The 25,034-nt window shown below is 68.6% G+C and carries 22 protein-coding genes, 1 tRNA gene and 1 pseudogene; 14 read left to right on the forward strand and 10 right to left on the reverse strand.

Translation table 11 applies throughout. From position 1 onward, the window contains the following. Positions 1-44: 44 nt before the first annotated feature. On the reverse strand, positions 45-1,115 hold the full coding sequence (locus FL344_RS20325; RefSeq protein WP_228565221.1) for a hypothetical protein: 1,071 nt from the start codon (positions 1,113-1,115) through the stop codon (positions 45-47). A 345-nt stretch (positions 1,116-1,460) separates the two neighbouring features. On the opposite strand from FL344_RS20325, the gene FL344_RS20330 reads away from it, so the two are divergent. The 3 genes from FL344_RS20330 (at position 1,461) to FL344_RS20340 (ending at position 4,530) form a co-directional block, all read left to right on the forward strand. Further along, complete coding sequence (locus FL344_RS20330) at positions 1,461-3,377, forward strand: S9 family peptidase (protein WP_194863177.1); 1,917 nt, start codon at positions 1,461-1,463, stop codon at positions 3,375-3,377. 242 nt (positions 3,378-3,619) lie between these two features. After that, positions 3,620-4,117: a hypothetical protein gene (locus FL344_RS20335; RefSeq protein WP_228565222.1), complete on the forward strand. Its 498-nt coding sequence runs from the start codon at positions 3,620-3,622 to the stop codon at positions 4,115-4,117. Between the two features lie 194 nt (positions 4,118-4,311). After that, on the forward strand, positions 4,312-4,530 hold the full coding sequence (locus FL344_RS20340; protein ID WP_141619699.1) for a hypothetical protein: 219 nt from the start codon (positions 4,312-4,314) through the stop codon (positions 4,528-4,530). A 192-nt stretch (positions 4,531-4,722) separates the two neighbouring features. Here FL344_RS20340 and FL344_RS20345 read toward each other — a convergent pair whose 3' ends face one another. Then, on the reverse strand, positions 4,723-5,184 hold the full coding sequence (locus tag FL344_RS20345) for a hypothetical protein (RefSeq protein ID WP_228565223.1): 462 nt from the start codon (positions 5,182-5,184) through the stop codon (positions 4,723-4,725). 248 nt (positions 5,185-5,432) lie between these two features. After that, complete coding sequence (locus tag FL344_RS20350) at positions 5,433-8,318, reverse strand: YncE family protein (RefSeq protein WP_141619701.1); 2,886 nt, start codon at positions 8,316-8,318, stop codon at positions 5,433-5,435. 304 nt (positions 8,319-8,622) lie between these two features. On the opposite strand from FL344_RS20350, the gene FL344_RS20355 reads away from it, so the two are divergent. From FL344_RS20355 to FL344_RS38565, 5 genes are all read left to right on the forward strand, one after another. Next, the gene (locus FL344_RS20355) at positions 8,623-11,325 is read left to right on the forward strand and encodes a LuxR C-terminal-related transcriptional regulator (protein WP_228565224.1); all 2,703 of its coding nucleotides are present in this window, start codon (positions 8,623-8,625) and stop codon (positions 11,323-11,325) included. A gap of 187 nt (positions 11,326-11,512) precedes the next feature. Further along, entirely contained in the window at positions 11,513-12,061 is a 549-nt protein-coding gene (locus FL344_RS20360) for a GNAT family N-acetyltransferase (RefSeq protein ID WP_141619703.1), read from the forward strand. A 2-nt stretch (positions 12,062-12,063) separates the two neighbouring features. After that, a complete protein-coding gene (locus tag FL344_RS20365; protein WP_228565225.1) occupies positions 12,064-12,318 on the forward strand; it encodes a YdeI/OmpD-associated family protein in 255 nt (84 codons plus the stop codon). A gap of 37 nt (positions 12,319-12,355) precedes the next feature. Further along, entirely contained in the window at positions 12,356-12,925 is a 570-nt protein-coding gene (locus tag FL344_RS39205) for a hypothetical protein (protein ID WP_228565226.1), read from the forward strand. Between the two features lie 60 nt (positions 12,926-12,985). Further along, on the forward strand, positions 12,986-14,020 hold the full coding sequence (locus FL344_RS38565; protein WP_194863178.1) for a hypothetical protein: 1,035 nt from the start codon (positions 12,986-12,988) through the stop codon (positions 14,018-14,020). 19 nt (positions 14,021-14,039) lie between these two features. Here the strand turns inward: FL344_RS38565 and FL344_RS20380 are convergent, their stop codons facing one another. Together FL344_RS20380 and FL344_RS20385 are read right to left on the reverse strand one after the other, a co-directional pair. Further along, entirely contained in the window at positions 14,040-14,414 is a 375-nt protein-coding gene (locus FL344_RS20380; RefSeq protein ID WP_011555275.1) for a cupin domain-containing protein, read from the reverse strand. A gap of 191 nt (positions 14,415-14,605) precedes the next feature. Further along, positions 14,606-14,806: a cold-shock protein gene (locus tag FL344_RS20385; RefSeq protein WP_011555276.1), complete on the reverse strand. Its 201-nt coding sequence runs from the start codon at positions 14,804-14,806 to the stop codon at positions 14,606-14,608. A gap of 349 nt (positions 14,807-15,155) precedes the next feature. Here FL344_RS20385 and FL344_RS20390 point away from each other — a divergent pair, with 349 nt between their 5' ends. From FL344_RS20390 to FL344_RS20405, 4 genes are read left to right on the forward strand one after another with little or no spacing between them, the layout of a single operon-like run. After that, entirely contained in the window at positions 15,156-15,722 is a 567-nt protein-coding gene (locus FL344_RS20390; protein WP_141619706.1) for a periplasmic heavy metal sensor, read from the forward strand. A 46-nt stretch (positions 15,723-15,768) separates the two neighbouring features. Continuing rightward, the gene (locus FL344_RS20395; RefSeq protein ID WP_141589159.1) at positions 15,769-15,990 is read left to right on the forward strand and encodes a hypothetical protein; all 222 of its coding nucleotides are present in this window, start codon (positions 15,769-15,771) and stop codon (positions 15,988-15,990) included. A gap of 15 nt (positions 15,991-16,005) precedes the next feature. Next, positions 16,006-16,686, forward strand: a complete 681-nt coding sequence (locus tag FL344_RS20400; protein WP_141589158.1) for a response regulator transcription factor — start codon at positions 16,006-16,008, stop codon at positions 16,684-16,686. Further along, positions 16,683-18,083, forward strand: a complete 1,401-nt coding sequence (locus FL344_RS20405) for a HAMP domain-containing sensor histidine kinase (RefSeq protein ID WP_141589157.1) — start codon at positions 16,683-16,685, stop codon at positions 18,081-18,083. The genes FL344_RS20400 and FL344_RS20405 overlap by 4 nt, the downstream gene beginning before the upstream one ends. Before the next feature lie 8 nt (positions 18,084-18,091). Here FL344_RS20405 and FL344_RS20410 read toward each other — a convergent pair whose 3' ends face one another. The 5 genes from FL344_RS20410 to FL344_RS20430 form a co-directional block, all read right to left on the reverse strand. Beyond that, a complete protein-coding gene (locus tag FL344_RS20410; RefSeq protein ID WP_194863179.1) occupies positions 18,092-18,922 on the reverse strand; it encodes a carboxypeptidase regulatory-like domain-containing protein in 831 nt (276 codons plus the stop codon). 100 nt (positions 18,923-19,022) lie between these two features. Continuing rightward, a complete protein-coding gene (locus FL344_RS20415) occupies positions 19,023-19,880 on the reverse strand; it encodes an ABC transporter permease (RefSeq protein WP_090489977.1) in 858 nt (285 codons plus the stop codon). Next, positions 19,877-20,869, reverse strand: a complete 993-nt coding sequence (locus FL344_RS20420) for an ABC transporter ATP-binding protein (protein WP_141619708.1) — start codon at positions 20,867-20,869, stop codon at positions 19,877-19,879. The genes FL344_RS20415 and FL344_RS20420 overlap by 4 nt, the downstream gene beginning before the upstream one ends. 29 nt (positions 20,870-20,898) lie before the next feature. Then, entirely contained in the window at positions 20,899-21,783 is an 885-nt protein-coding gene (gene cyoE, locus FL344_RS20425) for a heme o synthase (RefSeq protein ID WP_011555284.1), read from the reverse strand. A 317-nt stretch (positions 21,784-22,100) separates the two neighbouring features. After that, a complete protein-coding gene (locus tag FL344_RS20430) occupies positions 22,101-24,464 on the reverse strand; it encodes a tetratricopeptide repeat protein (RefSeq protein ID WP_194863180.1) in 2,364 nt (787 codons plus the stop codon). A 193-nt stretch (positions 24,465-24,657) separates the two neighbouring features. On the opposite strand from FL344_RS20430, the gene FL344_RS20435 reads away from it, so the two are divergent. Together FL344_RS20435 and FL344_RS20440 are read left to right on the forward strand one after the other, a co-directional pair. Next, positions 24,658-24,733 (forward strand) — tRNA-Ala (locus FL344_RS20435). A 106-nt stretch (positions 24,734-24,839) separates the two neighbouring features. After that, a pseudogene (locus FL344_RS20440) lies at positions 24,840-25,034 on the forward strand (DUF2760 domain-containing protein); the annotation flags it as partial.

Below are 25,034 nucleotides of genomic sequence, written 5' to 3' on the forward strand. Positions count from 1 at the left end.
CGATTTCCCTCACCGAGAAACGAAGAACCCTGGCCGCGGTCCTGTCACTCCTCGAAGAGCGAGAGCTGCCCCAGCGAGCGCAACGCTCCCACCGCCTCTTGCGGAGTTGCCCGAATACGGACCTGCGACACCGGTGTCGTGCCCGTGAGGTCCACTTCCATGAAGGACTGCACACTCTCGCCATCGAGCAAGTTGGCCAGGGGCATCCACTGGGCGCCGTCGGCGCTTCCCTCCAGCACCAGCTCGCGCATGGTGCCCGTCACCCCGAAGTTGCGCAGCACGGCCTTGCGAGGCACCACGGGCCGCGAGAGCTGCACGGCGACTTCACGGACGCCTTCCTGGAAGAGCACAATCCCGCCGAGGTCGCCGTTGGTGACGCGGCAGGGCGTCTCGGCGTTCAGGTAGGTGCACGCCGCGCCACGGCTTGCCGGGACGAGGGCGCGGCGAGGCAGGACAACGTCATCGCTGGAATAGGTGAGGCCGACCGTCACGCCCCCCGCATTCACATCGCGCGTGGTGATGAGGGAGGCCTTGAGCCCCTCCGCGTCCTCGAGGACGTAGTCGCTCAGGAGGACCGGCGAGGTGGCCTTGAGCACCTGCCAGGCCTCCCTGGCGCTCGACGGGTGGAGGTACAACACGTGCTCATCGTTCCCGGCACCGTGGGTGGCGGACAGCGGCCGGAAGCCCACGCTCACGCCCTGCGCCTGCGCGGTGGCCGTCAGCGTGCCGGTCCACTCCTGGATGACGGGCAGCGCGACCTCCGACTGCTGGATGAGGAAGAAGGCCGAAACGCGCCTTCCCTGGGACTGCTCGGGCGAGCGGGCCACGAAGCAACGCGCGATGCTCCCGTTGCGGGTGTCCGCCCCCAGCAGGTCGACCTCGAAGGTGCCATCGGCGCGGGTCTTTACCGACCTCCAGCTCGCCGAGAAGGCAGCGAACGCGCACGCGGAGTTCTCACTGCGGTAGAGCTTCAGCAGCGCGTCCGAGAGCGGCGCGCCCGCCTCGTCAACGAGTCGTCCGCTCAGGACGATGTCCTGGTCCTCTGCCACCTTGCTCTCGGTACAGCCGCCCGACATCGCCAACACACCCAACGTCAACGTGCGCATCCATCTCATGGGAACCTCCTCCACCGGTGAGCCTGGGGGTCAGTGCAAAACCGGTGCAGAGGCCCGCTCCCTCTGAGGACGCGAGCCCGGGCCGGTCCGTTCCTGACAGCGGCGCCCTGGCGCGCCGCCTACGCGGGTGCCACCGCCGCTTCGCAGCGACGTCCCGCGTCGGAGCAGTTGGGACCGGCGGCTGTGCGCCGGAGCCAACCTCGCACCCGACGCAGGCAAGGGGGGTGCGCTGAGCCCTCCTCCTGGCGCGGTGCCACGCCGTCCATCTGGAAACTCGTCTCCCGCCCCAATCACGCCACAGTCTCTTGCACGCCCCTGCTCCACCGCCCGACTTGTGGAACCCCCATGACCTCCTGGTCCACCCTCACGCGAGCCCTTGTCGCCATCGTGGTCCTCCCCTCACTGGCGCTGTCCGCTCCCCGCGCCGGGACGACCAGGCCCCCAGGCCCGGCAAAGCGTTACACCGTCGAGCAGTTCATGGAGACGACCTCCGTGCTCGGTGCGTCCTTCTCCTCGGATGAGAAGCGGGTGCTGTACTCGTCGAACGAGACCGGCGTCTTCAATGTCTTCTCCGTCCCGGTGACGGGCGGAAAGCCCACGCAGCTGACCCGCTCCACCCAGGACGCCTCCATCGCCGTCGCCTACTTCCCCACCGATGACCGCGTCCTCTTCACGCGAAACTCGGGAGGCAACGAGCTCGCCCACCTCTACGTGCGCACGCTGGACGGCCAGGAGAAGGACCTCACGCCGGGCGACGAGCACCGCGCGTCCTTCTTCGGCTGGAGCCAGGACGGCGCCGCCTTCTACGTCCTCACCAACGAGCGCGACGCGCGCTTCCAGGACCTCTACCGCTACGACGCCAAGACGTATGCCCGCACCCTGCTCTACGCGGGCGATGGCGAGCATGTGCCCGGCGCCCTCTCCCCGGACGAGAAGTGGCTGGCGCTGGAGAAGTCACGGACGCTGTCCGACAGCGACGTCTACCTCTACGAGTTCGCCACCCGGCAGCGTCGGCACCTCACCGCGCACGAGGGCTCGGCCAGTTGGAAGGCGGCGACCTTCGACCCAGCGTCCTCCGCGCTGTACCTGCTCACCAACGAGGGCTCCGAGTTCAATCGCGTGGAGCGCCACGTGCTTGCCTCCGGGAAGCGCGAGTTGGTGGAGCAGTTGGATTGGGACGTGCTCTCCACGGTGTTCTCGCGACGTGGCACGTGGCGCATCACCCGCGTCAACGAGGACGGCCGCACCACGCTTCGAGTCCACGACATGAAGGCCGGCAGGCGCGTGTCCCTGCCAGGGATTCCAGAGGGGGCGATCTCCGGTGTGACGCTGTCCCGCGGCGAGAAGCGCATGGCCTTCCACGTCGACGGAGACCGCTCGCCCGGCAACCTGTACGTCTACGACTTCGAGACGAAGAAGCTCACCCGGCTGACCGACACGCTGGGCCGGGCTCTGGACACCCAGCACCTGGTGGAGTCGGAGCGAGTGCGCTTCAAGTCCTTCGACGGGCTGGAGATTCCGGCGCTGCTCTACAAGCCCCATCAGGCCACCGCGAAGCAGCGCGCCCCCGCCATCGTCTTCGTCCACGGGGGACCGGGAGGACAGTCCTCCAAGGGCTACAGCAGCTTCTTCCAGGTCCTCGTCCACCACGGCTACGTGGTGCTCGCCGTCAACAACCGGGGCAGCGAGGGCTACGGCAAGTCGTTCTTCGCGGCGGATGACCAGCAGCACGGCAAGGCGCCGCTCCAGGACTGCGTCGAGGCGAAGAAGTACCTGGCCGCCCTCCCCTACGTGGATGGCGCGCGCGTGGGCATCCTGGGCCCCAGCTACGGCGGATACATGGTGCTCGCGGCGCTGGCGTTCCATCCCGACGTCTTCGCCGTGGGCGTGGATGCGTTCGGCATCTCCGACTGGCTGAGCGCGCTGCGAGAGCTGCCGCCCCACAAGGAGGCCCTGCGCGAGGCGCTCTACCAGGAACTGGGCAACCCCCAGACGCAGGAGGCGATGCTTCGAGAAATCTCCCCGCTGTTCCATGCGGAGAAGATTCGCAGGCCCCTGCTCGTCATCCAGGGCGCCAACGACCCGCGCGTGCCCAAGGCCAAGACGGACGCGCTCGTCGAGGCCGTCCGGAAGAACGGCGTGCCCATCGACTACTTCGTCCTCCCCAATGATGGCCATGGCTTCAGCAGCACGAAGAGCGAGGCGGAAACCTCCGTCAGAATCCTCTCCTTCCTGGACCGGTACCTCCGGCGGAGTCCCTGAAGCCGCGAGCACGGCTTCGCACTTGTGCAACTGCATGCACAGTGGCTGACACGGCCTTCTGTCATTTCGTGGGGTTTCGCGTTGGCATGCCCCTTGATGGGTATGGGCACATGAATCTCAGCGCCCTTCGCGTCCGTGCTCTTGCTGGCCTCGTGTCCGCGCCGATGCTCGCGCACGCCCAGGAAGCACCGACTGTCGCCCCCCATTCCGCGCCTCCCGCTGTCCATGGGGGAACCCAGAGGTTGAGCAGCGCGGCGGCCCTGGGCGTGCACTCGCTCTCGGTGGACTCCGTCTCCCCTGCGTCAATGGCCTTCATCGTGGACATCGAGCAACCCCTGTCACCGTTCATCTCGGTGTTCGCAGGCGGGCACGTGGGTGTGAACATGAAGGCAACGGGCCTCCAGGCTGGCGGCCGCGTCTATCTGACCGGGAGGCCCTTCCAGGGCCCCTTCCTGTCCGTTCAGGGCGATGGCACCTTCTTCGACGCGGATGAGGACGTATCGAAGCTCCGCGCCTCCGTCAGCGGACTGATCGGGTATTCGCAGCGGTTGGGCAACCAGTGGCATATCGCCCTGGCGGGCGGCGCTGGGTTCAGCCACCTCCGGCAGGAGACCGAGCTGCCGCGCTCCGCGACCTGCACGCTGTTCTCCTGGTGTCTGCTTTCGAAGCCCGAGCGCACTGTCGAGACAACGCAGACGCTGCACCCCGTCGTGAGGCTCACGGCGGTACACCGGTTCTAGGGGCGATGACGGCTCGATGAAATCGGCCTTCACGGGTGAGCCAGGCGAAGGCCGTGCTCTCCCGGTGGCACGACCCTCTCCGGGGCCGCCTGCGGGTGCCCACGGAGAGCCGGACGGTGCAGACCCGCGCCGTGGCCCCCGAGGAGCAGTCCGACCGACTGCCCGCTGATGCGATTCCGAGGTAGGCTGACACCATGGCGCCTTTGACCGACCGGGCTTCGCTGCCTCAGGAAGCGCGCTCCGCCCTGGAAAAGGAGCTGGCGTCCCTCACGCTGCTCCAGGACGTCGTGCTCTGGGGCTTCGCGAGCTCGCCGCCGCGCGATGTCACGGAGGTCATCGTCCAGGACGAGTTCACCCACGACGTGGTGATGCCGTGGATGGAAGGCAGCTACCTCGTCTTTGACACGACCTGACTGGGCGGAGTCACTTCGGTCTCCGTGTGGGACCACCGCCCCAGCGCAGATGAACTCCTCGATGCCCGGCTTGCATCCGGATGGACGCCGACGCCCACGAGCACCGTCGACGGCGACATCATCATGGGACATGCCGCGTGCAGAGTGCCGCCTCAACGCCCCTGACAGCCGGCCGCCTCGGCTGCTCGCGAGTCATGGAGCCCTGTGTCCCCCCGGCAAGGGGGAGGGCGCGCTCACGGTGGGCGGCGACGTGGCCGGCAAGGCTCCCACGGTGGCATGGCCGAAGAGGCGCCGGATGTGGTCGCCGTAGAGGGTGATTGTCAGCGCGACAATCAAGACGAGGAATGAGAACGCGGCCACCACGGTCGCCGCCGTGCCCAGGAGCGTGACCGCCTCCTCTCGCTGCTGGCTCCAGATGCGACGGCAATCCCCCGTGACAACCGTCCCATCCGGCCGGCGGTAGAGCCGGGCACAGACGCTCCCACCGGGCTGGAGCAGCGCTTCCACCTCCAGCGTGGTCATCTCGCTCAGGTTGTGGACGGAGAGCCTGCAGGCACCACAGTGCCGGACACGTGCATCCCCTTTCATGTCCTCCCAGCGCATCTCGCAGGGCGTCGCGATGGTGAGGCGTTCTGTCAGGGCGCGTGTGTCCATGACGGAGGACATTATGGGACACGCCCTTCGACAGGCATCGGCCATCCGTCCGTAGGACGAATGACCGATGCCTGGGGCGACACGGAACCGCGGACGGCGGGTGCCTCCCAGCGCGGCGCGTCCCCGCCAGCGGCCCGGTGGAGGGAAGCAACAACTGGCAAGCCCACCGGCATGTTGAGGCACCGGTGGGTTGCCATCCAACCGACTGCGTCCACCCCAGCTCCCGCCGAGGTCAACACGTTCAACGGCTACTGACCGTCGAGCCTGCCATCCAGGTTCCGGTCGAGCGCGATGCGCGTGCCGGAGCCTGGAGGAACCGCGGTGAAGGTCACCTCCTGCCCCGCGGTGTTCGCCAGCGCTCGGAGCGCCACGGTGGAGATGTTCGCGCTGCCATCATCGGGCTTCCAGGTCCCGGGACCTCGTTCGTACAGGAAGCCCTTCACCCTGCTGCCCACGGCCACCTTCGCGACCACGTCGGCCTCGTAGGTCGCGCCACCGAGCACCTTCGACGTGAACTGCGCTCGGGCTCGCGCAATCAGCAGGTCGATGCGAGCCCCCACGTTGGCGGCATTCGATGCCGTGAGCGTCACCTGCTGGCCGACAATCGGCGCCAGGTCGGTATCCGCCGCCAGCATGAAGTCCTCCATCTGGCGACGCTCGGTGTCGTTCCGGAAGCCCACGAGGGGCCCACCAATGCTGGTGTTGGAGAACACGATGGCGCTGAAGAAGCGGAACATGGTGTCCACCGCGCCGTCATGCGTGAAACCGAAGCCGCGAACCTGGTCACCCAACTGCCCCGTCTCCGGGTGCAGGAAGAAGCTGCTGTCCGGGAAGCCGAACATGCCAACCTTCGTGTACATGTTCCGCACGTGGGGAATCTTCATGATCTGACTGATGCCCTCGAAGCTGGACCGGGTATCCGTGCCGAAGAAGCCCTGCGCACCGTCAATCCTGTGGCAGCCATTGCAATTGAACCCGTTGTCCTCGCCAATCGCGATGCCGTCCACCCGGCGGCTGCCGAAGTAGAAGTCGCTCGCCGCCTTCTGCGAAGCCGTGAGTGCGTTGTCCAGCCTGCGAATGGGGTTGGGCGGCAGTTGCACCTGAAGCTGGAAGGCCGTGAACTTGTCCATCTCCGCCTCGGTGGGCATCGACGCGCGGCCCAGCAGTTCCGGGAAGGCGACGATGAAGTTCTTGAAGGACATCTCCTCCCCGCCGGCATCGACACCGAAGAAGCCATTTGAACGGTCACCCCGCCAGTGCATGGCGCCCTGGTTCGTCATGCCGCGCAGGGTCTGCGTCGTCATGGGCCCCTTCATCGGGTGAAACTCGTTCTGCTTCCCCGTTCCGTTGAGAGGTGAGCTCGGGTGGCCGGTGAAGGCACGGAAGATGCCAATCTCGAGGTCGCTCGCGAGGCGCATGTTGATGGGATTGGCCGTCACCGTCGCATCCGGGTTGCCCAGGTCCCAGGCGAGCTCGTCCTTGTCACCGAAGATGTGGCAACTGGCGCACGACGACTCACCGTTGGCTGATGAGAAGTTGGCGTCATAGAGGAACGGGCGGCCCTGGACGACGGAGGCGGGCTCCGGATTGTAGAGCGACACCGAGGACAGTTGCGCCCTGGTGGCCAGGTCGATGACCTTCACCGCGTTGTCGAAGCGGGTCATCACGTAGAGGCGGTTGCGCGCCTCGTCCAGCACCAGACCGCTGGGCCCGCCGCCACTCACCGGAATGTGGTTGGCGCTCACGGTGCGCGGGTCGAACGCATTGCTCTCCAGCGACGCCGTGTCGTAGACGCCAATCTTGCTGGAACTGAACGCGGCCACGTACAGCTTCGTGCCATCCCGGGAGACGACCATCTCCGTCGGCGTGGAGAGGCTGTGGTTCTTCACCGAGGGGTCGAAGCCGGGCTTCCCCGCCAGCTTCGAGTAGTCGATGTGCTTGTTGAGGTGCCGCGGGTAGGCCGTGCCCCCGGAGATGACGGTGATGCGCATCTGCGCGAGGTTGCCCTGCACCGTGCTGCCGCCGTATTCACCGGCGCCCTCGAAGCGGGTCAGGTTGTTGGCCTCGCTGTTGGACGCATACACCACGCCCGACTTCGGGTTGGTGGCCAGGTTGAAGATGGTGGTCCCCACGCCCGAGAAGGAAGCCGTCTCATGAAGGGTGTCCGCGTCGATGGCGAAGACGTCCTTGTCCGGCAGACGCAGCCGCACGCCGTTGTTGAAGTTGCGGCCCAGCGTGTCCTGCCACTGCCCGGCGGCGCTGTTCCACTTCACGATGAGGGCGGCCTCCGGCGCCTTCGCGCCCTCGAAGTTCGTCGCGGGCCCAGGCAGGCCGCCCGGCATCAGGTTGTTGCCGAATGGCGGCGTGTCGGGGAAGACGAGGCACATGTCCCGCTCCTTGAACCCGTCGCACACGCTCCCCAGGCTGACGGACGTCGTCTGATTGCCGGACTGGGCAATGGCCGCGTAGACAATCTTCTTGTCCGGGCTGGTGGCGAGTCCGCGCGGCGTGTCGCCGAAGAGCGTCACGATGCGCAGGGGTGTACCGCCCAGCGTCGCCCCGAGCGAAGCCGGATTGAAGACCCAGACGTCCGCGCGCCCCACGCCAGGCGTGGTCAGCTTCGGGTCTCCCGCCCCGGGAACCGCGGCGATGGACGGGTCGGTGCGGTGCTGGCCCCGGTGCGCGGTGGTGATGAAGGCATGGCCGTTGGTGCCGGCGAAGACGATGTCGCGCGGCTCATCGCCCACGAGCAGCGTGCGCACCACCCGCGGCGTTCCCACCAGGCTCACCACGCTGACGCTGTCCGACAGGTGGTTGACCACCCAGACTTCCGAGTTGCTGCGCGCGGCGACAGCGACGGGCTCCAGGCCCACGGGCACCGTCGCGATGAGTGAGAGCCCCGCGCTGCTGATGGAAAAGACCTCCAGGCGGTTGTCCGGCGTGTTGACGGCGAACAACCGCGTCCCATCCGGGGAGAGCGCCAGGGGACGCACGTGCGCGCTGTCGAACGTGATGAACGAGGGCACCTGGGCCGCCGCGGTGAATGCGGCCAACAAGGACACCACGGCGCACAACGAAACGGTGCGGGCGCGCCAACAACTCCTGCGCGCGCCCACTTGCTGAGTACCCACCATAGGGACCTCCTCACGAGACGGGAAAGCGTTGCTGTCCAGGGATTAGCAGCGGGCTTCGCGACAACGCCCCCACCGAAGGGAGGGGGACCGGCCCCTCCCCACGCCCAAAGGCAGCCACCGGCACGGCACGTCAGGCTTTGCTCGCGAACACCCGGCGCCGCAAAGCCGCGAAACCGCGTGTGTAACGCATTGCGGTGTCCATTTCGCGACACTCATTGCGGGGTTGCCTTCGCGCACATCAACCCGGTTCACCCGTTTTCCGTGGTCTAGTGCCTGACGCAACCGGCCAAAGAGGGACGTGCTCATGCCGAGCCTTCGAAGTGCTCCGGATCTGCTGCCCACGAAGCTCTCCCCACCCCGGGCAGCATCCGTGCTGGTGCCATGTGGCGCCGCCCTGCGGAGAATCGACCATGGGGTGAGCGGGAAGCTGGTGCTGGTGACGGCCCCGCTCGGCTCCGGCAAGACGACGCTGCTGACGCAGTGGTACCGCGAAGCACGCGTGCCGCACCTCCTTGCATGGCTGTCGCTGGACGAGCAGGACAACGCTCCCGAGCGGTTCTTCGCATACCTGGTCGGGGCGATTCGCCGGGCCGTTCCAGACTTCGACGCGTACAGCACGAGCCAGCCCGAGCACGCGACGGCCGTCATCCTGCAAAGCCTGTGGAGCCTGGGCCGCGAGCTCGTCGTGGTGCTGGACGACTTCCATGTCCTGCGCGAGCGCCCCCTGGTGCGGGCCTTCTCGTACCTGCTGGACCACTCACCACCGCACGTGCATTGGGTCGTCTCATCGCGCACCATCCCCGAACTGGACCTGGCCAAGCTGAAGCTCACCGAGCAACTGGTGACGCTCGACGGCCGGGACTTGAACCTGGACGGCGAGGCCATCCGCGAGCTGGGCCTGCGCCTGTGCGGCGCGGTGCTCACGCCGGAGGACATCGACTCCCTCCGCACGCGGACGGAAGGCTGGGTCGCTGGCGTCAAGCTGGCGCTGCTGTCGGCGGGTGAGCACGCGAGCGTGAGCGATGCGCTGACGAAGGCCATGGGCTCCAATCACGACGTGGCCCGGTACCTGGCGGACGCGGTGCTGCGCGAGCAACCCGAGGAGGTCCGCGAGTTCCTGGTGCTGAGTTCCGTGGTGGAGCAACTCCACGGGGCGCTCTGCAACGCGCTGCCTGGCATCACCCGAGGACACGCATTGCTGGGGCAGCTCGAGCGGTCGCAGATGTTCATCCAGGCGCTCGACACCGAGCGGCAGTGGTACCGGTATCATCCACTGTTCCTCGATGTGCTGCGCGCCCAGCTCGCCTGTGACTACGCGGACCGCATCCCTCGGCTGCACCGTGCGGCGAGCGCGTGGTTCGCGGAGAACCAGATGCCGGACGAGGCGCTGACGCATGCGTTCGCCTCGGGAGACAGGGACTGGTGTCTCGCGCTCACCGCGCGCTGCATGGAGGCGTGGATGCGCGAGGGCGAGCTCGCCTCCGTCCTCCACTGGACCGCGAAGCTGACGGCGCAGGAGGTCATCCGGTCGCCAGCCATCTGCGTGGGCCACATCGCCTGCCTCATCCTGTCCCGTCGCTTCGCGCATGCGACCGCGGCGCTGAGGGATGCCCAGCATCACCTCGACACGGCCGATGAGGTGTCCGCGCCCGAACGCGAGCGGCTGACAAAGCGGCTCGCGCACCTCACGCTGCTTCACGCCGTGCTGTCCGATTCGGCTCCGGACACCGGCATGGACCTGGACGCGTCTCCGGGCTCCGAGGAGTCGGACGTCTTCATGGCGGGCGCCGTGCTGGCGGCGAAGGCCTACCGGGCGCTCCGGATGAACCGCTTCGATGCGATGCGCCGGCTCGCGCTGAGCGCCCGGGAGACGTTGCAGGGGCACGACAATCCATTCCTGGTCGGATACACGGACGTCCTTGTCGCGCTGGCGGACCGGGCGCAGGGGAACATGAAGGACGCCGCCGCGCGTTGCGAGGAAGCCTTCGAGCGCGCGAGCCGTGGACGGCGCAACCCCGTCTGGGCGAACGCGGCCACGGCGCTCGCCAACGCTCGCTATGAGCAGAACCGGCTCGACGAAGCCGAGGCGCTCTGCGTCGAGGTGCTGCCGCTGCTCCCGCAGGCCTCCGTGTTCGAGACGTTCGCGCTCGCCTACCTCATGCTGGCCCGCATCAAGACGGTTCGCGGGAAGTACGCGGAGGCGTACCGGCTCCTGGACTATCTCCACGGCGTGCTCGAGTGCGGCCACCAGACGCGCTTCCTGGCCCATGTCTGCGGGGAGAAGATTCGCCTCTACCTGGTGGAGCAGGCGCCCGCGCGAATGCGGGTGGTGGCCCAGGAGTTCGGCCTGGGCGAGCGCATGCGCCGGGGCGAGTGGAGCGAGAAGCGCTTCTACGACGAGACGTGGGAGCGGCTCGGGCTCGCGCAGGCGTGGGTGCTGATGGTGCGCGGCCGTCACGACAAGGCGCACGCGATTCTGGAGGTGCTGCGGGCCAGTGCGCACGAGGTGGGCTATGTGTCACGCGAGACGGCGCTGCTGGCCACCATCGCGGTGTGCCACTGGCGCGCGGGTGACGCAATGGCCGCATTCGCGGCGTTGAACCGGGGCTTCGCGCTGGCGCAGCGCTTCGGATTCGGGCGCAGCGTGTTCGACGAGACACCCGGCCTGCAGGAGGTCGTCATCGCCGCCGCCCGGCAGCGGAAGCTGAGCTACGCGTTTCCAGACCGGTACGCCACGCGGTACCAGGACCTGCTCTCCGCGGGAGCCCGCGTGCCTCGGGAGTTCGCGGCGCCCCCCTCCGCGCCCCTGGAGCCACTCACCGAGCGCGAACTCCAGATGCTCAAGCTGCTCGCACAGGGGCTGAGCAATCAGGAGATCAGCGAGCGCTCCAACGTCGCGCTTTCCACGACCAAGTGGCACCTGCGGAACGTGTTCGCCAAGCTGGACGTGACCACGCGCACCGCCGCTGTCGTCAAGGCGCAGGAGCGCTTGCAGCGGAACCTGTGAAGGCTGGGGCCGTCCGTGGAATGAACGTTCCCTCCACGCCGCGCAACTGGACCTCCCGAGCCCCCGCTCCCGGACATGGACAGTTGTCCTCTGGCATGAGAGGCCTGGGAGCGGTTGAATCGGAACATCCGCGCCACCGCATCGTGTGGCAGGCGCGGCGGGGCTCCAGGCCCCAGGAGGAGCGTCCGTGCCCGCAGCGACCATCCCCACCCTCGAGACCGAGCGTCTCGTCATGAAGGGTCACAGCCTCGAGGACTACGAGGAGTGCCTCGCGCTGTGGAGTGACCCCGCGGTGGTCCGCTACATCAGCGGCAAGCCGTCCACACGTGAAGAGATGTGGTCCAGGCTCCTGCGTTACGTGGGCCATTGGGACCTGCTGGGCTTTGGATTCTGGGTGGTGCGTGAGAAGGCAACAGGCCGTCTCGTTGGCGAGGTAGGCCTGGGCGACTTCCACCGCGACATGCAGCCGCCCCTGAGCGCCGGGCCCGAGGCGGGCTGGGTGCTCGCTCCTGGCTTCCACGGCAAGGGCTACGCCACAGAGGCGGTACGCGCGGCGCTGGCCTGGGCGGATGCCCAGCTCAGCCCTGAGCGCGTGGTGTGCATCATCGCCCCCGAGAATGCAGCATCCATCCGAGTCGCCGACAAGTGCGGCTTCCGGCAGACGGGACAGGGGCGCTACAAGGGAGAGCCCTCGCTCATGTTCGAGCGCCTGGCACCGGTGAAGGCTGGGACATGACCATGGCCACGGCAAAGCGACCCACGCTCAAGCGCGCCGTCAACCCGATGCCCGCGAATGTCCGGGCGGCGTTGGTCCAGCGCGGGCTCATGGACGCGTACAAGGCGCGTCCGCCGTACCAGCAGAATGACTATCTCGGGTGGATTGCCCGGGCAAAGCTGGAGGCGACCCGACAGAAGCGGCTCGACCAGATGCTGGATGAACTGGCCGGCGGCACGAAGTACATGAACATGGCGTGGTCTGGCGGGCGGAAGTAGCGCGCAGCAGCAGGGCGAGAGTACGCGCGAGGTGCGAATGGCAGGTCGACTTGTTCGTAGCGTCCCCGACTGCACTTCGGATCTTGCTGGGTTCCAGCAGGTGCTTGCAGAGACCGTGCGCTGGTGTGCATTCAAGGTAACTCAGAAGTCACTCGAAACCTGCCTCCGCACACCGTACATTCTGCCCAACCCACTCGTGGTGTCGAATCGATTCAACGCAATGAAGCGTGTTGCGTCGAATCGACAGCACCTGCTCATGAGCGTGAAGGGAGCATTGGACTCGGATGCCAAGCCAGACCACGGTATCCTGCAGGGAGGCAGACTGCTCATCTTCTTCCCAGATGGCACGTTGAGTGATGGGGCAGCCGAGGCGTCCTCTCACGGGTATTTTGATGGTGAGAACGGGCCGCCCTGGGACACCTGGGTGGGAGTCTTTTCCGACGAGCCGATGCCTCGCGATACCGGCAATGACTATCTCATCTCCTGGGTTCCCCCCATATTCTTCGACATGGTCGAAGCGGGGCTCAGGGACAGCCCCGAATCTTGCATCCAGTGGCTTGACCAGACTGATCTGAGCATGGCGCAGCGCCTCAAAGGCCTGCGCTGAGAGCAGCGCCAATCCGGCACCCATTCCTGCACGCCGCACATTCCCCGTAGACTGCCGAGAATGAGAATCCTCTTCATCATTCTCACTGCGGCAATCACGCTCTGCCTGTGGCCGACGACAGCGCAGGCATGTGTTTGCGTCGCGGGCGGGGGGAACCTTCACACCGACCTCAAGGTGGCGCGTGAGCGTGCGAGCGCCATCTATCGGGCTCGCGTCGTCCCAGCCCCTCGTGGCCCCTACTTGGGAACCGTGGACGTCGAGGTCCTGGAGGTCATCAAAGGCCCGGTCGTCACCGGCGAGAAGTTCAATCTTCCCCAGGGTGGCGGAGGCGACTGCCGGGTCCGGTTCCGGGGCGAAGCGGAGTATCTCATCTACGCCGAACCCAAAGACGCCAGGTTGATATGGCACTGCTCCCGCTCCCGACCGATGACCTCTTTGGATGATGCGGAGTGGGTCTGGCTCACGACGGGGAAGCTCCCTTCCCTTCCGGCCGTGGTCCAGCGCGAATCCGTCTCATGTGAGCCCTGCGACATGGAACGCATTGGAGGCAGTTTGATTACGCCCCCAGGGAAGGCCCTCATCCCTCCGCATGAGGAACGCAAGGCACTTGCCTTGATGAAGGCCCGTCGCCCATTCCTCACCCACTCCAGCGCTGCCTCGACCGGGCAGCGGTTGGTCATGGCCGGCAGGTCATGGGAAGGCAAGTCGTTCGAGCTGATTCAAACGCCCGCCCATGCCGCCGAAGCACGCTGCACACAGCAGGTCCACCTCCGCTGGTGCAAGCAGCTCACCGTATCGAAGCCCTACCCCGACGAAGGCCCGCGCTTCCAATGCGTCGAACCCGAAACCCCTGAACTGGCGTGCGACGAGGCCCAGAGTCGCCAGTCGAAATGGGAGCCGCTGGAAACCCTCGCCGCGGACCAGTGCCACTGGCGCACTTCCAGCGATGCCCGTTGCACGTTCAACGGCCCACCTGTTCCTCACCCAGAGGGGGTGCCGACATCGCCGCTGCTGGTTTGCCGCCCTGAAGCAGGACGTCATCCCAGGTACGCGTGCAGCGTCCAGGCAGCTTCGCCCCCATCACAACCTGAGTAAACGGCGCGGACCGTCAGGTTCACGCCTTCGCGGGCGGTTTCGTCCCCGCGTCCTTGCCCTCATCCCGGCCATGCACGGCCGCGGGCGGACTGGTGGCTTCCACGGCGGAGAAGGTCTCCAGCACCTTGTACGTGTGGCTGGAGCCCCGAGGCACCAGCCAGGAGTCACCGGGGTTGAGCAGGATGACCTGTCCTTCGAGGTGCAGCTCCGCGCGGCCCTTCAGGACGAAGCCCACCGTCTCGTAATCCCTCGCGGTGGCGGGTGCCGGTTCTCCGGGCGGTTCGTCCTCCCATAGCCGCATCGACAGGCGGACGCCGGACGCCAGGTACTTCTGCCCCATCTCGCCCTTGGGAGAGTGCCGACTCTCCACCTTCTTCACGCTGGTGTCGCCCATGCCTTCGTCTCCGTTGGATGGCGGCGGATGTGCCGCGCGTCTGCCGGAAAAGGTAAGGAAGGCATCCAGGTGCCGACGAGCACTCGGCGCGGGTCGCCAGCCCGGCGTGCCAGGAGCCAGACATGCGAAGGCCCCGCCTCCCTGCTGGGAGACCGGGCCTCGGGCACACTCAAGGGTGGCCTGCGGGTGTTTCAGACGGCGCGGACGTTCTGCGCCTGCAGGCCCTTGGGGCCACGCGTGACCTCGAACTCCACCTGCTGCCCCTCCTGGAGGGTGCGGAAGCCATCCATGTTGATGGCGGTGTGGTGGCAGAACACGTCCTCACCGTTGTCCTGCGCGATGAAGCCGAACCCCTTGGCGTCGTTGAACCACTTCACGGTACCGATTGCCATGTGACCTTCTTCCTTCTGCTTCGAGGCCGCCGCCAAGGGCTGCCTGATCGACGTGTGCGGAGCGGACACCGCCCCGGCCCCCTAACGACAAACTTCCTGGCGCCGCCTGTCCACCGGGCAGCCGCCTTCCGGGCAATCAGCCGTCCGCCACCGGACACTCCACTTCCACCGACCCCTCCCGCCAGGGCGACAAGCCGTCTTCTTCCCCTCACTCCCCCACCCCTCTCCCGGGGCCGTCTTCACACTTCTTCACCGCGCGCGGGCGTGGCCTTCATACCCGCCCTCTACCTTCCCGCTCGTCACCACCAGCGCCGCCCCCAGGGGACGGCCTCATTGGGAGCGTGGAACCATGTTCGGGTTTCTCTTCGGAACCGCCTGTCTCGCCGGGCTCATCTACACGGTCCGTGGCGGGCGCCACGGGTATCGCCGCGGAGGCCGCTGGAGTTCGCGCGGACGCCTCCGCTGGCTCTTCGAGCGGCTGGACACATCACCTGGCCAGGAGAAGGTCCTCCTCAAGGCCGCCGACGATGTCATGGAGGCCTTCGCCAAGGCCCGTGATGAGGTAGGCCCCAGCCGCACCGCCCTGGGCGCCGCGCTGCGCGGTGAGCACTTCGACGGCGCCGCGCTGCGCGAGCTCTTCGCCCGCCACGATGTCGCCATCGACAATGTGCGCCGCACGGTGCAGGGGTCGCTCGCCCAGGTCCACGAGGCGCTGGACCCGCGGCAGCGCCGTGAGCTCGCGGACCTCCTCGAGCACGGCTTCGGCTCCGCCTACGGCTGGCACGGAGGCCATGGCGGCTGGCACCGCCGCTGTGGCGGCCACGGCGGCTGGCGAGGCGGCGCATTCGGCCACGGCGGCCATCGCCACGGGGGCAGCCACGGCCCTTGGGGACGCGATGACGCGCGTGGGGTGTGAGCCCCGAACCAACGCCCCCTCTCGTCGTCCTTGAAGGAGAGTCTCCATGCGCCGCCGTCTGCTCATCGTCCTGCTCGCCCTGGGCACCGTTGGAGGCTATGCCTCCGGGTTCGCCAGCGTGGCCCGCCACCGCCATCACCTGCGCCACTGTCACCACGGCGCCTGGGAACACGGATGGAGCCCCCACGGCAGGTGGGAGCCTTCCAGCCAGCGAGGTGTGACTCCCCCGCCAGCGACTCGCGTGTCCATCCACACGGCCTCCCCCTGAAGTAGAAGGCGGTTCATGTCCACGCGCGTCCTGCTCATCGACGACGACACCCGGATGTACGAGCTGCTCGAGCAGTACCTCGGGCAGAATGGCCTCAGCGTCACCCACGCGGCGGATGGCGGACGGGGGCTGGCGGCGCTGGAGGCCGGCGCCTTCGACGCGGTGCTGCTCGACGTGATGATGCCCGGCATGGATGGCCTGGAGGTCTGCAAGCGCATCCGCGCCAAGAGCCGCATCCCCGTCATCATGCTCACCGCGAAGGGCGACGAGACGGACCGCGTGGTGGGCCTGGAGTTGGGCGCGGACGACTACCTCCCCAAGCCCTTCAGTCCCCGCGAGCTGCTGGCGCGGCTGCGGGCCGTGCTCCGCCGCTCGCAGCCCTCGGCGGTGGCGGACCGGCTGGAGTCGGGCGGCGTGTCCATCGACGTGGCCGGGCGCGAGGTACGCGTGGAGGAGCGCGCCGTGGAGTTGACGGGCCTGGAGTTCGATTTGCTCGTCGCGCTGGTGCGCAGGGCCGGACGCGTCGTTCCGCGCGACGCCCTGCTGGGCGAGGCGGGCCGCAGTGACACGGTGGTGGGCGAGCGCACCGTCGACGTGCACATCTCCCACCTACGACAGAAGCTCGGTGACGTGGGCACCCGCCTCATCAAGACGGTGCGCGGCGTGGGCTACGTGTTCGCCAAGGAGGGCCCGTGAAACGCGCCAGGCCCCGGGCGCACAAGCGCGGCTGGGACGCGTGGGGCGAGCCGCACGAATGCGGCCCCTGGGGACACCGGCATCCGCCGCACGGCTACTGGCATATGGGCCGCCTGGGCGGCTTCGTGCGCGCCCGGCTGCACCGGCGCCTGTTCATGTGGTTCGGCCTGTCCATCCTCGCCACCGGCGCCCTGGTGGCCACGGTGATGAGCCTGGTGGGCGGAGGCACCTGGAAACAGGAAGGCGACCGCGTGCGCGCCTTCGTGGGCCACCGCTTCGAGGAGGTCTGGGACGAGCCCGCACGGCGGGACGCGCTGGTGGCGTCCATCGAGAAGGACTTGCAGGTGGGCGTGGAGCTGCGGGACGCGTCCGGCGCGATGCTGGCGCAATCCCAGGTGCCGTGCCGGCGGCCCGAGCTCAACCTGCCCGTGGTTCGCGATGGCATCACCCTGGGCTCGGTGCGCGCCTGCTACGCCAGCTTCCGTCCGAAGAACCCGCTGCGGATGGTGCTGCCGCTGGCGCTGTCGTGCATGGTGCTGTGGCTGGCCTCGGGGAAGCTCGCGCGGCGGCTCGCGCGGCCCATGGATGAGCTGGTGCGGGCCACGCGAGAGCTGGGCTCGGGCCGGCTGGACTCGCGCGCGGACGTCGCGCCGCATGTCACGGGGGAGTTCGCCGTGCTGGCGGATGCCTTCAACGACATGGCGGGGCGCATCGAGAAGCAGGTGGCGGACCAGCGCGAGCTGCTCGCCGCCGTGTCCCACGAGCTGCGCACCCCGCTGGCCCGGCTGCGTGTGCTGACGGAGCTGCTCCGCGACGGAGGCGGCAACCCGAAGACGTTGGACCAGGTGGACCGCGAGGTGGTGGAGCTGGATGCCCTGGTGGGGGAGCTGCTGGCCAGCTCCCGGCTGGACTTCGGCCAGCTCACCCCGCGAGTCCTCGATGGCCAGACACTGGCCACGCAGGCCCTGGAGCGCGCGGGGCTGGCGAGTTCCCTGTTGGGAATGGAGGTAGAGCGCGCCGGGCTCGTGGGAGACGCGACGCTGCTGGGCCGCGCCCTGGCCAACCTCCTGGAGAATGCGCGCAAACACGGCGCCGGCGCCGAGGCACTGCGCATCCAGGAGCGAGGCGAACACCTGGCCTTCTGCGTGGAAGACCGGGGCCCTGGGCTGCAGCCCGGCGAGGACGAGCGCATCTTCCGGCCCTTCTACCGGAGAGACTCAGGCACCGAAGCGCGCGAGGCGGGCTCCCTGGGCCTGGGGCTGGCGCTGGTCCAGCGCATCGCGCACGTCCACGGCGGAGAAGTCTTCGCGGAGAACCGCCCCGGCGGCGGCGCTCGGGTGGGCTTCACCGTGCGGAAGAACGGCCCTCCGGCATCAGAGGGCCGCCCCGCCGCGTAGCGCGTTCGTCACTTCTGCGCGGACGCGTCCTCCGCGGAGAAGGAGAACGCGGCCTCGGCCGGCGCATCGTCCTTCACCGTGACTTCGGCCGTCTTCGTGCCGAGCGTCTCGTGCCAGGCCTCCACCGTGTACGTGCCCGCGGGCAGTCCTTCGAGTGCGAAGGCACCGTCCGCGCCCGTCGTCGCGAAGTACGGGTTCTCGTTGCTGACGACGAAGGCGGACATCCACGGGTGCACGTCACACTTCAGCTTCAGCACGTCCGCGTCCGCGGGCAGCGGCCGCTCCACCGGGGCGCCGGACGGAGGCTGCGCGACGTTGAACACGGGCTTCGTGCCCGCGATGCCGCGCACGTTGTGCAGCGTGCCGTCGCTGTTCTTGAACGCCACCTGCTGCCCCGGCATCGCCCCCTGCACGCGCGGGACGTAGGTGCACTTCGACTGGTCCACCACCACCGGCGTGGCAGGCGCGGGAGGCGCGCCGGGCACCTTGCCCTTCACGCGCACCAGCACGTTCTGGAGGTTGCCGTCCTTCACCAAGACGGACGCATCCTTCGTCGCCATGCCCTCGCACGCCGGGTCATTGCTCGCGGGGATGTCCGCGGCCTCGGGCGGCGTGCCGGTGAACTTCACCGTGCCCTTCACCACGCCCTTGCCCGCTGGAGCCACGGGCGCGGCGGCGGCACCTTCCGGCGCCTGGATGGGCGAGGCCGCGTGGGGCTCCTTCTTCGCGGCGGGCGCGACGGCGGGCGGCGCGGAGGCCGGCTCCTCCTTCTTACAGGCGGAAAGGGTCAGCAGCCCCGCGGTCCCCAGCAGCGTCAAGCCGAGCGTGCGCAGCGTCATCGTGCAATCTCCTCGGGAAGTCAGGTGATGCGTCTGCCCACCTCGTAGCGAAAGGGGCAGCGCATGTCCAACCCACCGGGACACCGCGAACGGCTGCTGTCTACTCCCGGCGGCTGACGCTGAAGGCCGCCAGCCCGATGAACACCGCGGCGAACGCCACCAGCACCGGCACTTCCAACCCCGCCGAGGACGACGACGCGCCCAGCGCCACCGACGCCTCCGCGCCGTGCAGCGCCCGCCGCACGCCCTCCACGGAGTAGCGCATCGGGTTGAGCCGCATCACCCAGGCCAGCCAGGTGTCCGCGCCCTTGAGCGGGAACACGGCGCCGGACAGCACCCACATGGGCAGCATGACGATGCTCATCACCGCGTGGTAGCCCGCACTGGAGCGCACCCACCACGCCAGCGACATCCCCATGCCCGTCAGCGCCAGCGCCGACAGCACCATGACGGACAGTAGCAGCGGCACGTTCAGCGTGGCCGCGCTCACACCCGCCAGCGGCGCCAGCAACAGGAACAGCGACGCCTGCAGCAGCGCGATGGCGGACGAGCCCAGCGCCTTGCCCAGCACCACCGCCAGCCGCGAGCCCGGCCCGGCGAGCACCGCCTGGAGGAAGCCCTCCTTGCGGTCCTCGATGACGGTAATCGTCGCGAAGATGGCGCTGAACAGCAGCACCATGGTGACGACGCCCGGGAAGAAGAACTGCTGGTAGCCCAGGCCCTGCGCGCCCTCCACGCGGAAGGAGCCCGCGAAGCCGGAGCCGATGACGAACCAGAAGAGGACGGGCTGCGCGAGCGCCCCCACCACCCGGGAGGGCTGGCGGAAGAAGCGGACGATGTCGCGCATCATCAGCACCCGCACCGTCGCCCACTGGAGCGCGAGCGTTCCAGGCGGCGATGACACGGCTGGAGCCCCGGCGTTCATCGGTTCGGGGGCGGCGGACAGCTCGGCGCTCATCGACGTCTCCTCGGCGCGGGTTCAGCGGTGGGCACGTCCGCGCCCAGCGCGCGCCCCGTCAATTGGAGGAACACGTCCGCCAGCGTGGGCCGGCGCAGCGCAACGGAGGTCAGCCGCCCGGCGGGGAAGGCCTCCACCAGTCGGGGCACCAGCGCGTGGCCCTGCGGGGCCTCCACCTGCACCCGTCCCTCCACCACCTTCGCGTCCAGCGTCAGCCGCTCGCGCAGCTCGGCCGCCAGCGCCTCTGGCTCGGGCGCCTCCACGGAGAGGATGTCCCCGCCCATGCGCGAGGCCAGCGCCTGCGGCGTGTCACACGCCACCAGCTTGCCCGCGTCCAACACCGCCAGCCGGTCGCAGACGTCGGCCTCGTCCGCGCGGTGCGTGGTGAGCAGCACCGTGAGGCCCTCGCTGTCGCGCAGGCGCTTCAGGTGCGCCCAGAAGGTACGGAAGGCCGCCTCGTCCAGGCCCTGTGTGGGCTCGTCCATGAGCAGGACGCGCGGCTGGTGCACCAGGGCCCGCGCCAGCTCCAGGCGCCGGCGCATGCCACCGGACCACGTGGACACCCGTTCGTCGCCACGGTCGGCCAGGCCGATGAGCGACAGCATCGCCTCCACCCGTTCGCGGGCCCGCTCTCCGCCCAGGCCATACAGCCGGGCGCCAAGCATCAGGTTCTCCCGCGCGGTCAGCAGGTCATCCAGGCTGCTGCGCTGGAAGATGATGCCCATCTGCCGGCGCAGCGACGGGTCGCTCAGCGACAGCTCCCGGCCCTCGAAGCGAACGAGGCCCGCATCCGGGGACAGCAGGCCGGCCAGCACCTGGAACGTGGTGGACTTGCCCGCACCGTTGGGGCCCAGCAGGCCCAGAATCTCCCCCGGCCGCACCGACAGGGACAGGCCGTCCACGGCCGTGCGCCCCTTGAAGCGACGCGTGAGCCCCTCCAACTGGAGCAGCGGTTGAGAGGTGGCAGTGGAAACCAGGACTTCGGGCATGAGCGGGCGTCCCCCGTTCGCCCCGGACGCTATTCGCGAGGAACTCGGTCCAGCGCCAGCGCGGCGAACAGGCCGGTGAGGTAGATGAGTGAGAAGAAGAACGTCTGGCGGGCCCAGGTGTTTCCCAGCCGCCGGAAGAAGCCCCACGCCCCCAGCCCGAGGAAGCTCAGCCCCAGGAGCACCGCCGCGGCCAGGTACCACGCGCCGGCGATGTGGAGCTGGAAGGGCAGGAGCGTCATCGGAATCAGCGCCACCAGGTAGAGCACCACCTGTGCGCGGCTGGACTCGTCACCCCGCTCCAGCGGCACCGACGTGAGGCCCGCCGCCCGGTACTCCTCCTTGCGGAAGAGCGCGATGGCGATGAAGTGCGGCATCTGCCAGAGGAACATGATGGCGAAGAGCGAGAAGCCCCCCACGTCCATCTGGTTGGTCACCGCCGTCCAGCCCATGAGCGGAGGCAGCGCGCCGGGCACCCCGCCCACCAGCATGGCCGCGGACGTGCGCGCCTTCAGCGGCGTGTAGGCCAGCACGTAGCTCAGCAGCGCCACCAGGCCCAGCGCGGCGGTGAGCACGTTGGCGCCCAGGGCCAGCGCCGGGAGCGACACGGCCGCCAGGGAGATGCCGAACCACAGCGCCACCGCCGGCTCCATGCGCCCGGAGGGCAGCGGCCGGTTGCGGGTGCGGTCCATGAACTGGTCGCTGTGCCGCTCCCAGTAGCAGTTGAGGGCATTGGCCGCGCCCACGGTTCCCGCCGTGGCCAGCAGCGTCACCAGCGCGTTGACGGCGCCCATGTGGCCGGGCGCCAGCCACATGCCCCCCGCCGCGGTGACGAGCACCAGGGAGGAGAGGCGCGGCTTGGTGAGGGAGATCAGGTCGGACGCGACTGTCGGCAAGGACTCGGCACGCGCGTTCACACAGACTCCAGAGGTAGGCACGACAGACACGCTGCCGGCGCGGTAACGGCCTTCCCCATACAGGCACCACCCGGGGGTGGGCAAGGACACGGCGCCCCCGGGAGACTCCGGCGGACGGACGCCCGGCCGGCCCCCGGGAGACACCAGGGCGACACCGGACTCCCGCCACCCACCCAGGTGCGTCGGGGAAGACAAACGCCCCGGGCATAGCGTCAGGGCGCGGGGTCAGCAATCACGACAACGGGGCTGACCGCGCGTTCAACTGCCCGCGCGCATCAGCCCCGCTTGTCCGGCGCCTGGAAGGCCGCCGTGGTGTTTCAGCCGCCCGCCAGCGAACGGGCCGCGGATGCGTGCTCGCCGCTCGGGTCGCGCTTCAGGTACTCCTGGGCCAGCATCTTCGCCTTCGCCCCCTGCTTCGAGTCCTTCGAGAGCAGCGTGGCGTAGAAGTAGTAGGCCGGCGAGTACGCCTCGTCCGCGTTGAGGGCGCGCTGGTAGGTCTCATCCGCCTTCGCCGTGTCGCCCTTGCTCTGGTACACGCGTCCCAGCTCGGTGAGCGCAATGGCCGCGCGGTCCGACTGCCCCAGGAACTCCTGGCTCGCCTTCTCCAACTGCTCCTGAGCCAGGTCCCACTTGGACCGCTCGCGGTAGATGGCGCCCATGGCCAGCCGGGCCTCCGGGTTCTTGGCCTTCGGGTCCTTCACCGCGCGCTGGTACTGGGCCAGGGCCTCATCCAGCTTGCCCTGACGGCGGTACGCGTTGCCCAGCATCACCACCAGCTTGGGGCTGTCGCCCATCGTCTTCAGGGCCGTCTGCAGCGCCTCGGCGGCATCCTTCTCGCCGCCCTGCTTGCCCATGAGCGACTTGGCCAGCTCGACGTAGAACTGGGCGCGCGAGGCGTCCATGCGGATGGCCTTGCGAATCTCCTCCGCCGCCGCGTCGTAGTTGCCCTCCGCCAGTAGGCGGCGGCCCTTGATGAGGTGCAGCTCCGGGTTCTGCTTGTCGAGCGAGAAGCCGGTCTCCTCGCTCTTGAGCATCTCCGAGCGGGCCTTGTCCTTGTCCTGCGGGACGGCGGTCGCCTCGGCCAGCTTCTGCTGCATGTCCGGCTTCAGGTCCACCATGGCCGTCGACACGCGGCTGATGAGCAGCGAGCGCGCCAGGTGCGCCGCGGCCAGCTGTCGCGGAGACGGCGGCGGGTCGGACTCCAGCAACTTCTTGAGCATGGTGTGGGCCAGCTCGAAGTTGGGCGAGTCCTGCTCCAGCATCAGCAGGGAGCGTCCCAGCAGCGACTCCGGGTGGTCCTTCGCGTACCGGAGGGCGGAGTCGTAGTTCCGCCAGGCGGCGGCGTCCTGCCCCAGGCGGCGGTACACCGCGCCCAGGCTCGCGTAGGTGCGAGGGTCATCCGGAGACAGCACCTGCGCGCGGTCCAGGCTGTCGCGGCCGCGCTCCAAATCGCCCGCGTTCATCTGGATGAGGCCCAGCGTGAGGTACAGCAGCGAGCTGGAGCGGCCCTGCGCGTCCAGCTCCTTCACCTTCTCCTCCAGCTGCCCCAGCGCGTCCTTGCCCTTGCCGCCGTAGGTCTGGATGAGCGCCTCGGACGCGATGAGGTGCGAGCTGAGGTCGCCGCCCTTCTTGCCCACGGCCAGATGCTCCTCAGCCTGGCGGCGCGCATCGTCACCACCGCCGTGCTCACCCCAACGGATGGCCCAGGCGTAGGCGAGGTAGCCGTGCGCCAAGGCAGAGTCGGAATCCACCTCCAGCGCCTGGTCCGCCGCCTCAACGGCCTTCTTGTAGCTGTCGAAGGAGTCGCGCTTGAGCAGCTCGCTGGCCGCGTCCAGGCTCTTCTTCAGCTCGCGAGACTTCGTGCGGGCGTTGGCCGAGTACCAGCCATAGCCGATGGCGAACAGCGGGATGGCCACCAGCAGGCCCAACGTCACCATCTTGCTGCCCTTGCTGCCCGAGGAGGGGGGGCGGCGGGACACCGGCTCGTCGTCCTCGTCCTCGTCCGCCTCTTCCACGACGACCTGGGGCCGGCGCGGCTGAGGGGCGGGACGCGGCGCGGGAGCCTCCGCGCGCGCGGTGGGCGCGGGCTTCGCGGCCTGGGTGGCAGCGGGCTTCGCCGCGGGCGCTTCCGTCCCCGCCGTCGCCGCGACGCTGGAGAGCGCGGCGGCGGACTGCTGGGTGGCGGACGGACCCGGCGTCGCGGGCGCAGCCGGAGCAGCGGGCGCGGCGACCGGAGCCGGCGCGGCGGGCCGCGGCGGTTCAATCTTGTGCTGCTGGAGCAGCGTGACGGTGTCCGGGTCGCCCGGGTCCGCGGTGTAGGCCTTGAGGAGGTTCGCCTTGCCGGGCTCCGCTTCGCCGGTCTTCAGCTGAAGCGCGCCGGCCATGCGCAGCGCGACCTTGTCCTCAGGCTGCACCTGAAGGGCGCCGAGCGCCTCTTCCAGCGCCTTCTTGTCCTTGCCTTGCTCCGCATAGACGCGAGCAAGCAGGAGGCGGGGGTCCGCCGCATTCGGGTGGGCCTTCACCCCCTTCTTGCAGACGACCATCGCCTCCATGAAGCGGCCCATGCTCAGGTACGCTTCTGCGAGAGGCTTGTAGGCCGCCGACGAAGGGTCGGAAGCAAAGGCGTGTTCAAGCTTCGCGAGCTCGGCCGGGCTCAACGTCTTCGAAGAGGAGATAGACATTAACGGGGGGCAGCTAAACGGGCGGGAAGGATACGCCTGACAAGAAGGGTTTTTATGGCACCCGGTACGCAGCACGTCAATCGCCGGAATCCATGTTGGCAGCTTGCGCTTGACACGGTGAAGGGCCTCCGGTACTAGCCCATCCCACTTCGGCGGCCCCAAACCGCGGAGGCGCAGCAAGCAGTCCAGTTGTGGGGGTGTAGCTCAGTTGGGAGAGCGTCGCGTTCGCAATGCGAAGGTCGTCGGTTCGATCCCGTCCACCTCCACCATGCAACAAACGAAGGGCCTCACGGGAAACCGTGAGGCCCTTTGCATTTGGGGCATCTCGGTGAACTGCCGAATTGCAAAGCATCCGGGCTTTGTTATCCGGTGCCGATGACCGACCAGCCCGCCTCTCTGTCGTTCTTCGCCCGCTTCTGGCTCGCCTGGCTGTGCTTCTGGCGCTGCCTCGTGTCCCGCGAGTTCGCGCAGGCCGTGCTGCCCACGAGCAAGGCCTATGACGCCGGCCAGCTCGCCCAGCTTCCTTCGGGCGGCCCCGCCCCCACCCCGCTTCCCAAGCAGGAAGAGGTC

This window comes from Myxococcus sp. AB036A, assembly GCF_006547355.1.
In the GTDB taxonomy this organism is placed as follows: Bacteria; Myxococcota; Myxococcia; order Myxococcales; family Myxococcaceae; genus Myxococcus; species Myxococcus virescens.

Excerpts from the sequence above, each read along its gene's own strand:
- FL344_RS20365 (WP_228565225.1), top strand. The coding sequence starts at position 12,064 with ATGGCCACGGCAAAGCGACCCACGCTCAAGCGCGCCGTCAACCCGATG.
- FL344_RS20350 (WP_141619701.1), bottom strand. The coding sequence starts at position 8,318 with ATGGTGGGTACTCAGCAAGTGGGCGCGCGCAGGAGTTGTTGGCGCGCC.
- FL344_RS20430 (WP_194863180.1), bottom strand. The coding sequence starts at position 24,464 with ATGTCTATCTCCTCTTCGAAGACGTTGAGCCCGGCCGAGCTCGCGAAG.
- FL344_RS20410 (WP_194863179.1), bottom strand. The coding sequence starts at position 18,922 with ATGACGCTGCGCACGCTCGGCTTGACGCTGCTGGGGACCGCGGGGCTG.
- FL344_RS20340 (WP_141619699.1), top strand. The coding sequence starts at position 4,312 with ATGGCGCCTTTGACCGACCGGGCTTCGCTGCCTCAGGAAGCGCGCTCC.
- FL344_RS20400 (WP_141589158.1), top strand. The coding sequence starts at position 16,006 with ATGTCCACGCGCGTCCTGCTCATCGACGACGACACCCGGATGTACGAG.
- FL344_RS20395 (WP_141589159.1), top strand. The coding sequence starts at position 15,769 with ATGCGCCGCCGTCTGCTCATCGTCCTGCTCGCCCTGGGCACCGTTGGA.
- FL344_RS20390 (WP_141619706.1), top strand. The coding sequence starts at position 15,156 with ATGTTCGGGTTTCTCTTCGGAACCGCCTGTCTCGCCGGGCTCATCTAC.
- FL344_RS20385 (WP_011555276.1), bottom strand. The coding sequence starts at position 14,806 with ATGGCAATCGGTACCGTGAAGTGGTTCAACGACGCCAAGGGGTTCGGC.
- FL344_RS20345 (WP_228565223.1), bottom strand. The coding sequence starts at position 5,184 with ATGGACACACGCGCCCTGACAGAACGCCTCACCATCGCGACGCCCTGC.
- FL344_RS20380 (WP_011555275.1), bottom strand. The coding sequence starts at position 14,414 with ATGGGCGACACCAGCGTGAAGAAGGTGGAGAGTCGGCACTCTCCCAAG.
- FL344_RS20420 (WP_141619708.1), bottom strand. The coding sequence starts at position 20,869 with ATGCCCGAAGTCCTGGTTTCCACTGCCACCTCTCAACCGCTGCTCCAG.
- FL344_RS20325 (WP_228565221.1), bottom strand. The coding sequence starts at position 1,115 with ATGAGATGGATGCGCACGTTGACGTTGGGTGTGTTGGCGATGTCGGGC.
- FL344_RS39205 (WP_228565226.1), top strand. The coding sequence starts at position 12,356 with ATGGCAGGTCGACTTGTTCGTAGCGTCCCCGACTGCACTTCGGATCTT.
- FL344_RS38565 (WP_194863178.1), top strand. The coding sequence starts at position 12,986 with ATGAGAATCCTCTTCATCATTCTCACTGCGGCAATCACGCTCTGCCTG.
- FL344_RS20330 (WP_194863177.1), top strand. The coding sequence starts at position 1,461 with ATGACCTCCTGGTCCACCCTCACGCGAGCCCTTGTCGCCATCGTGGTC.
- FL344_RS20415 (WP_090489977.1), bottom strand. The coding sequence starts at position 19,880 with ATGAGCGCCGAGCTGTCCGCCGCCCCCGAACCGATGAACGCCGGGGCT.
- FL344_RS20355 (WP_228565224.1), top strand. The coding sequence starts at position 8,623 with ATGCCGAGCCTTCGAAGTGCTCCGGATCTGCTGCCCACGAAGCTCTCC.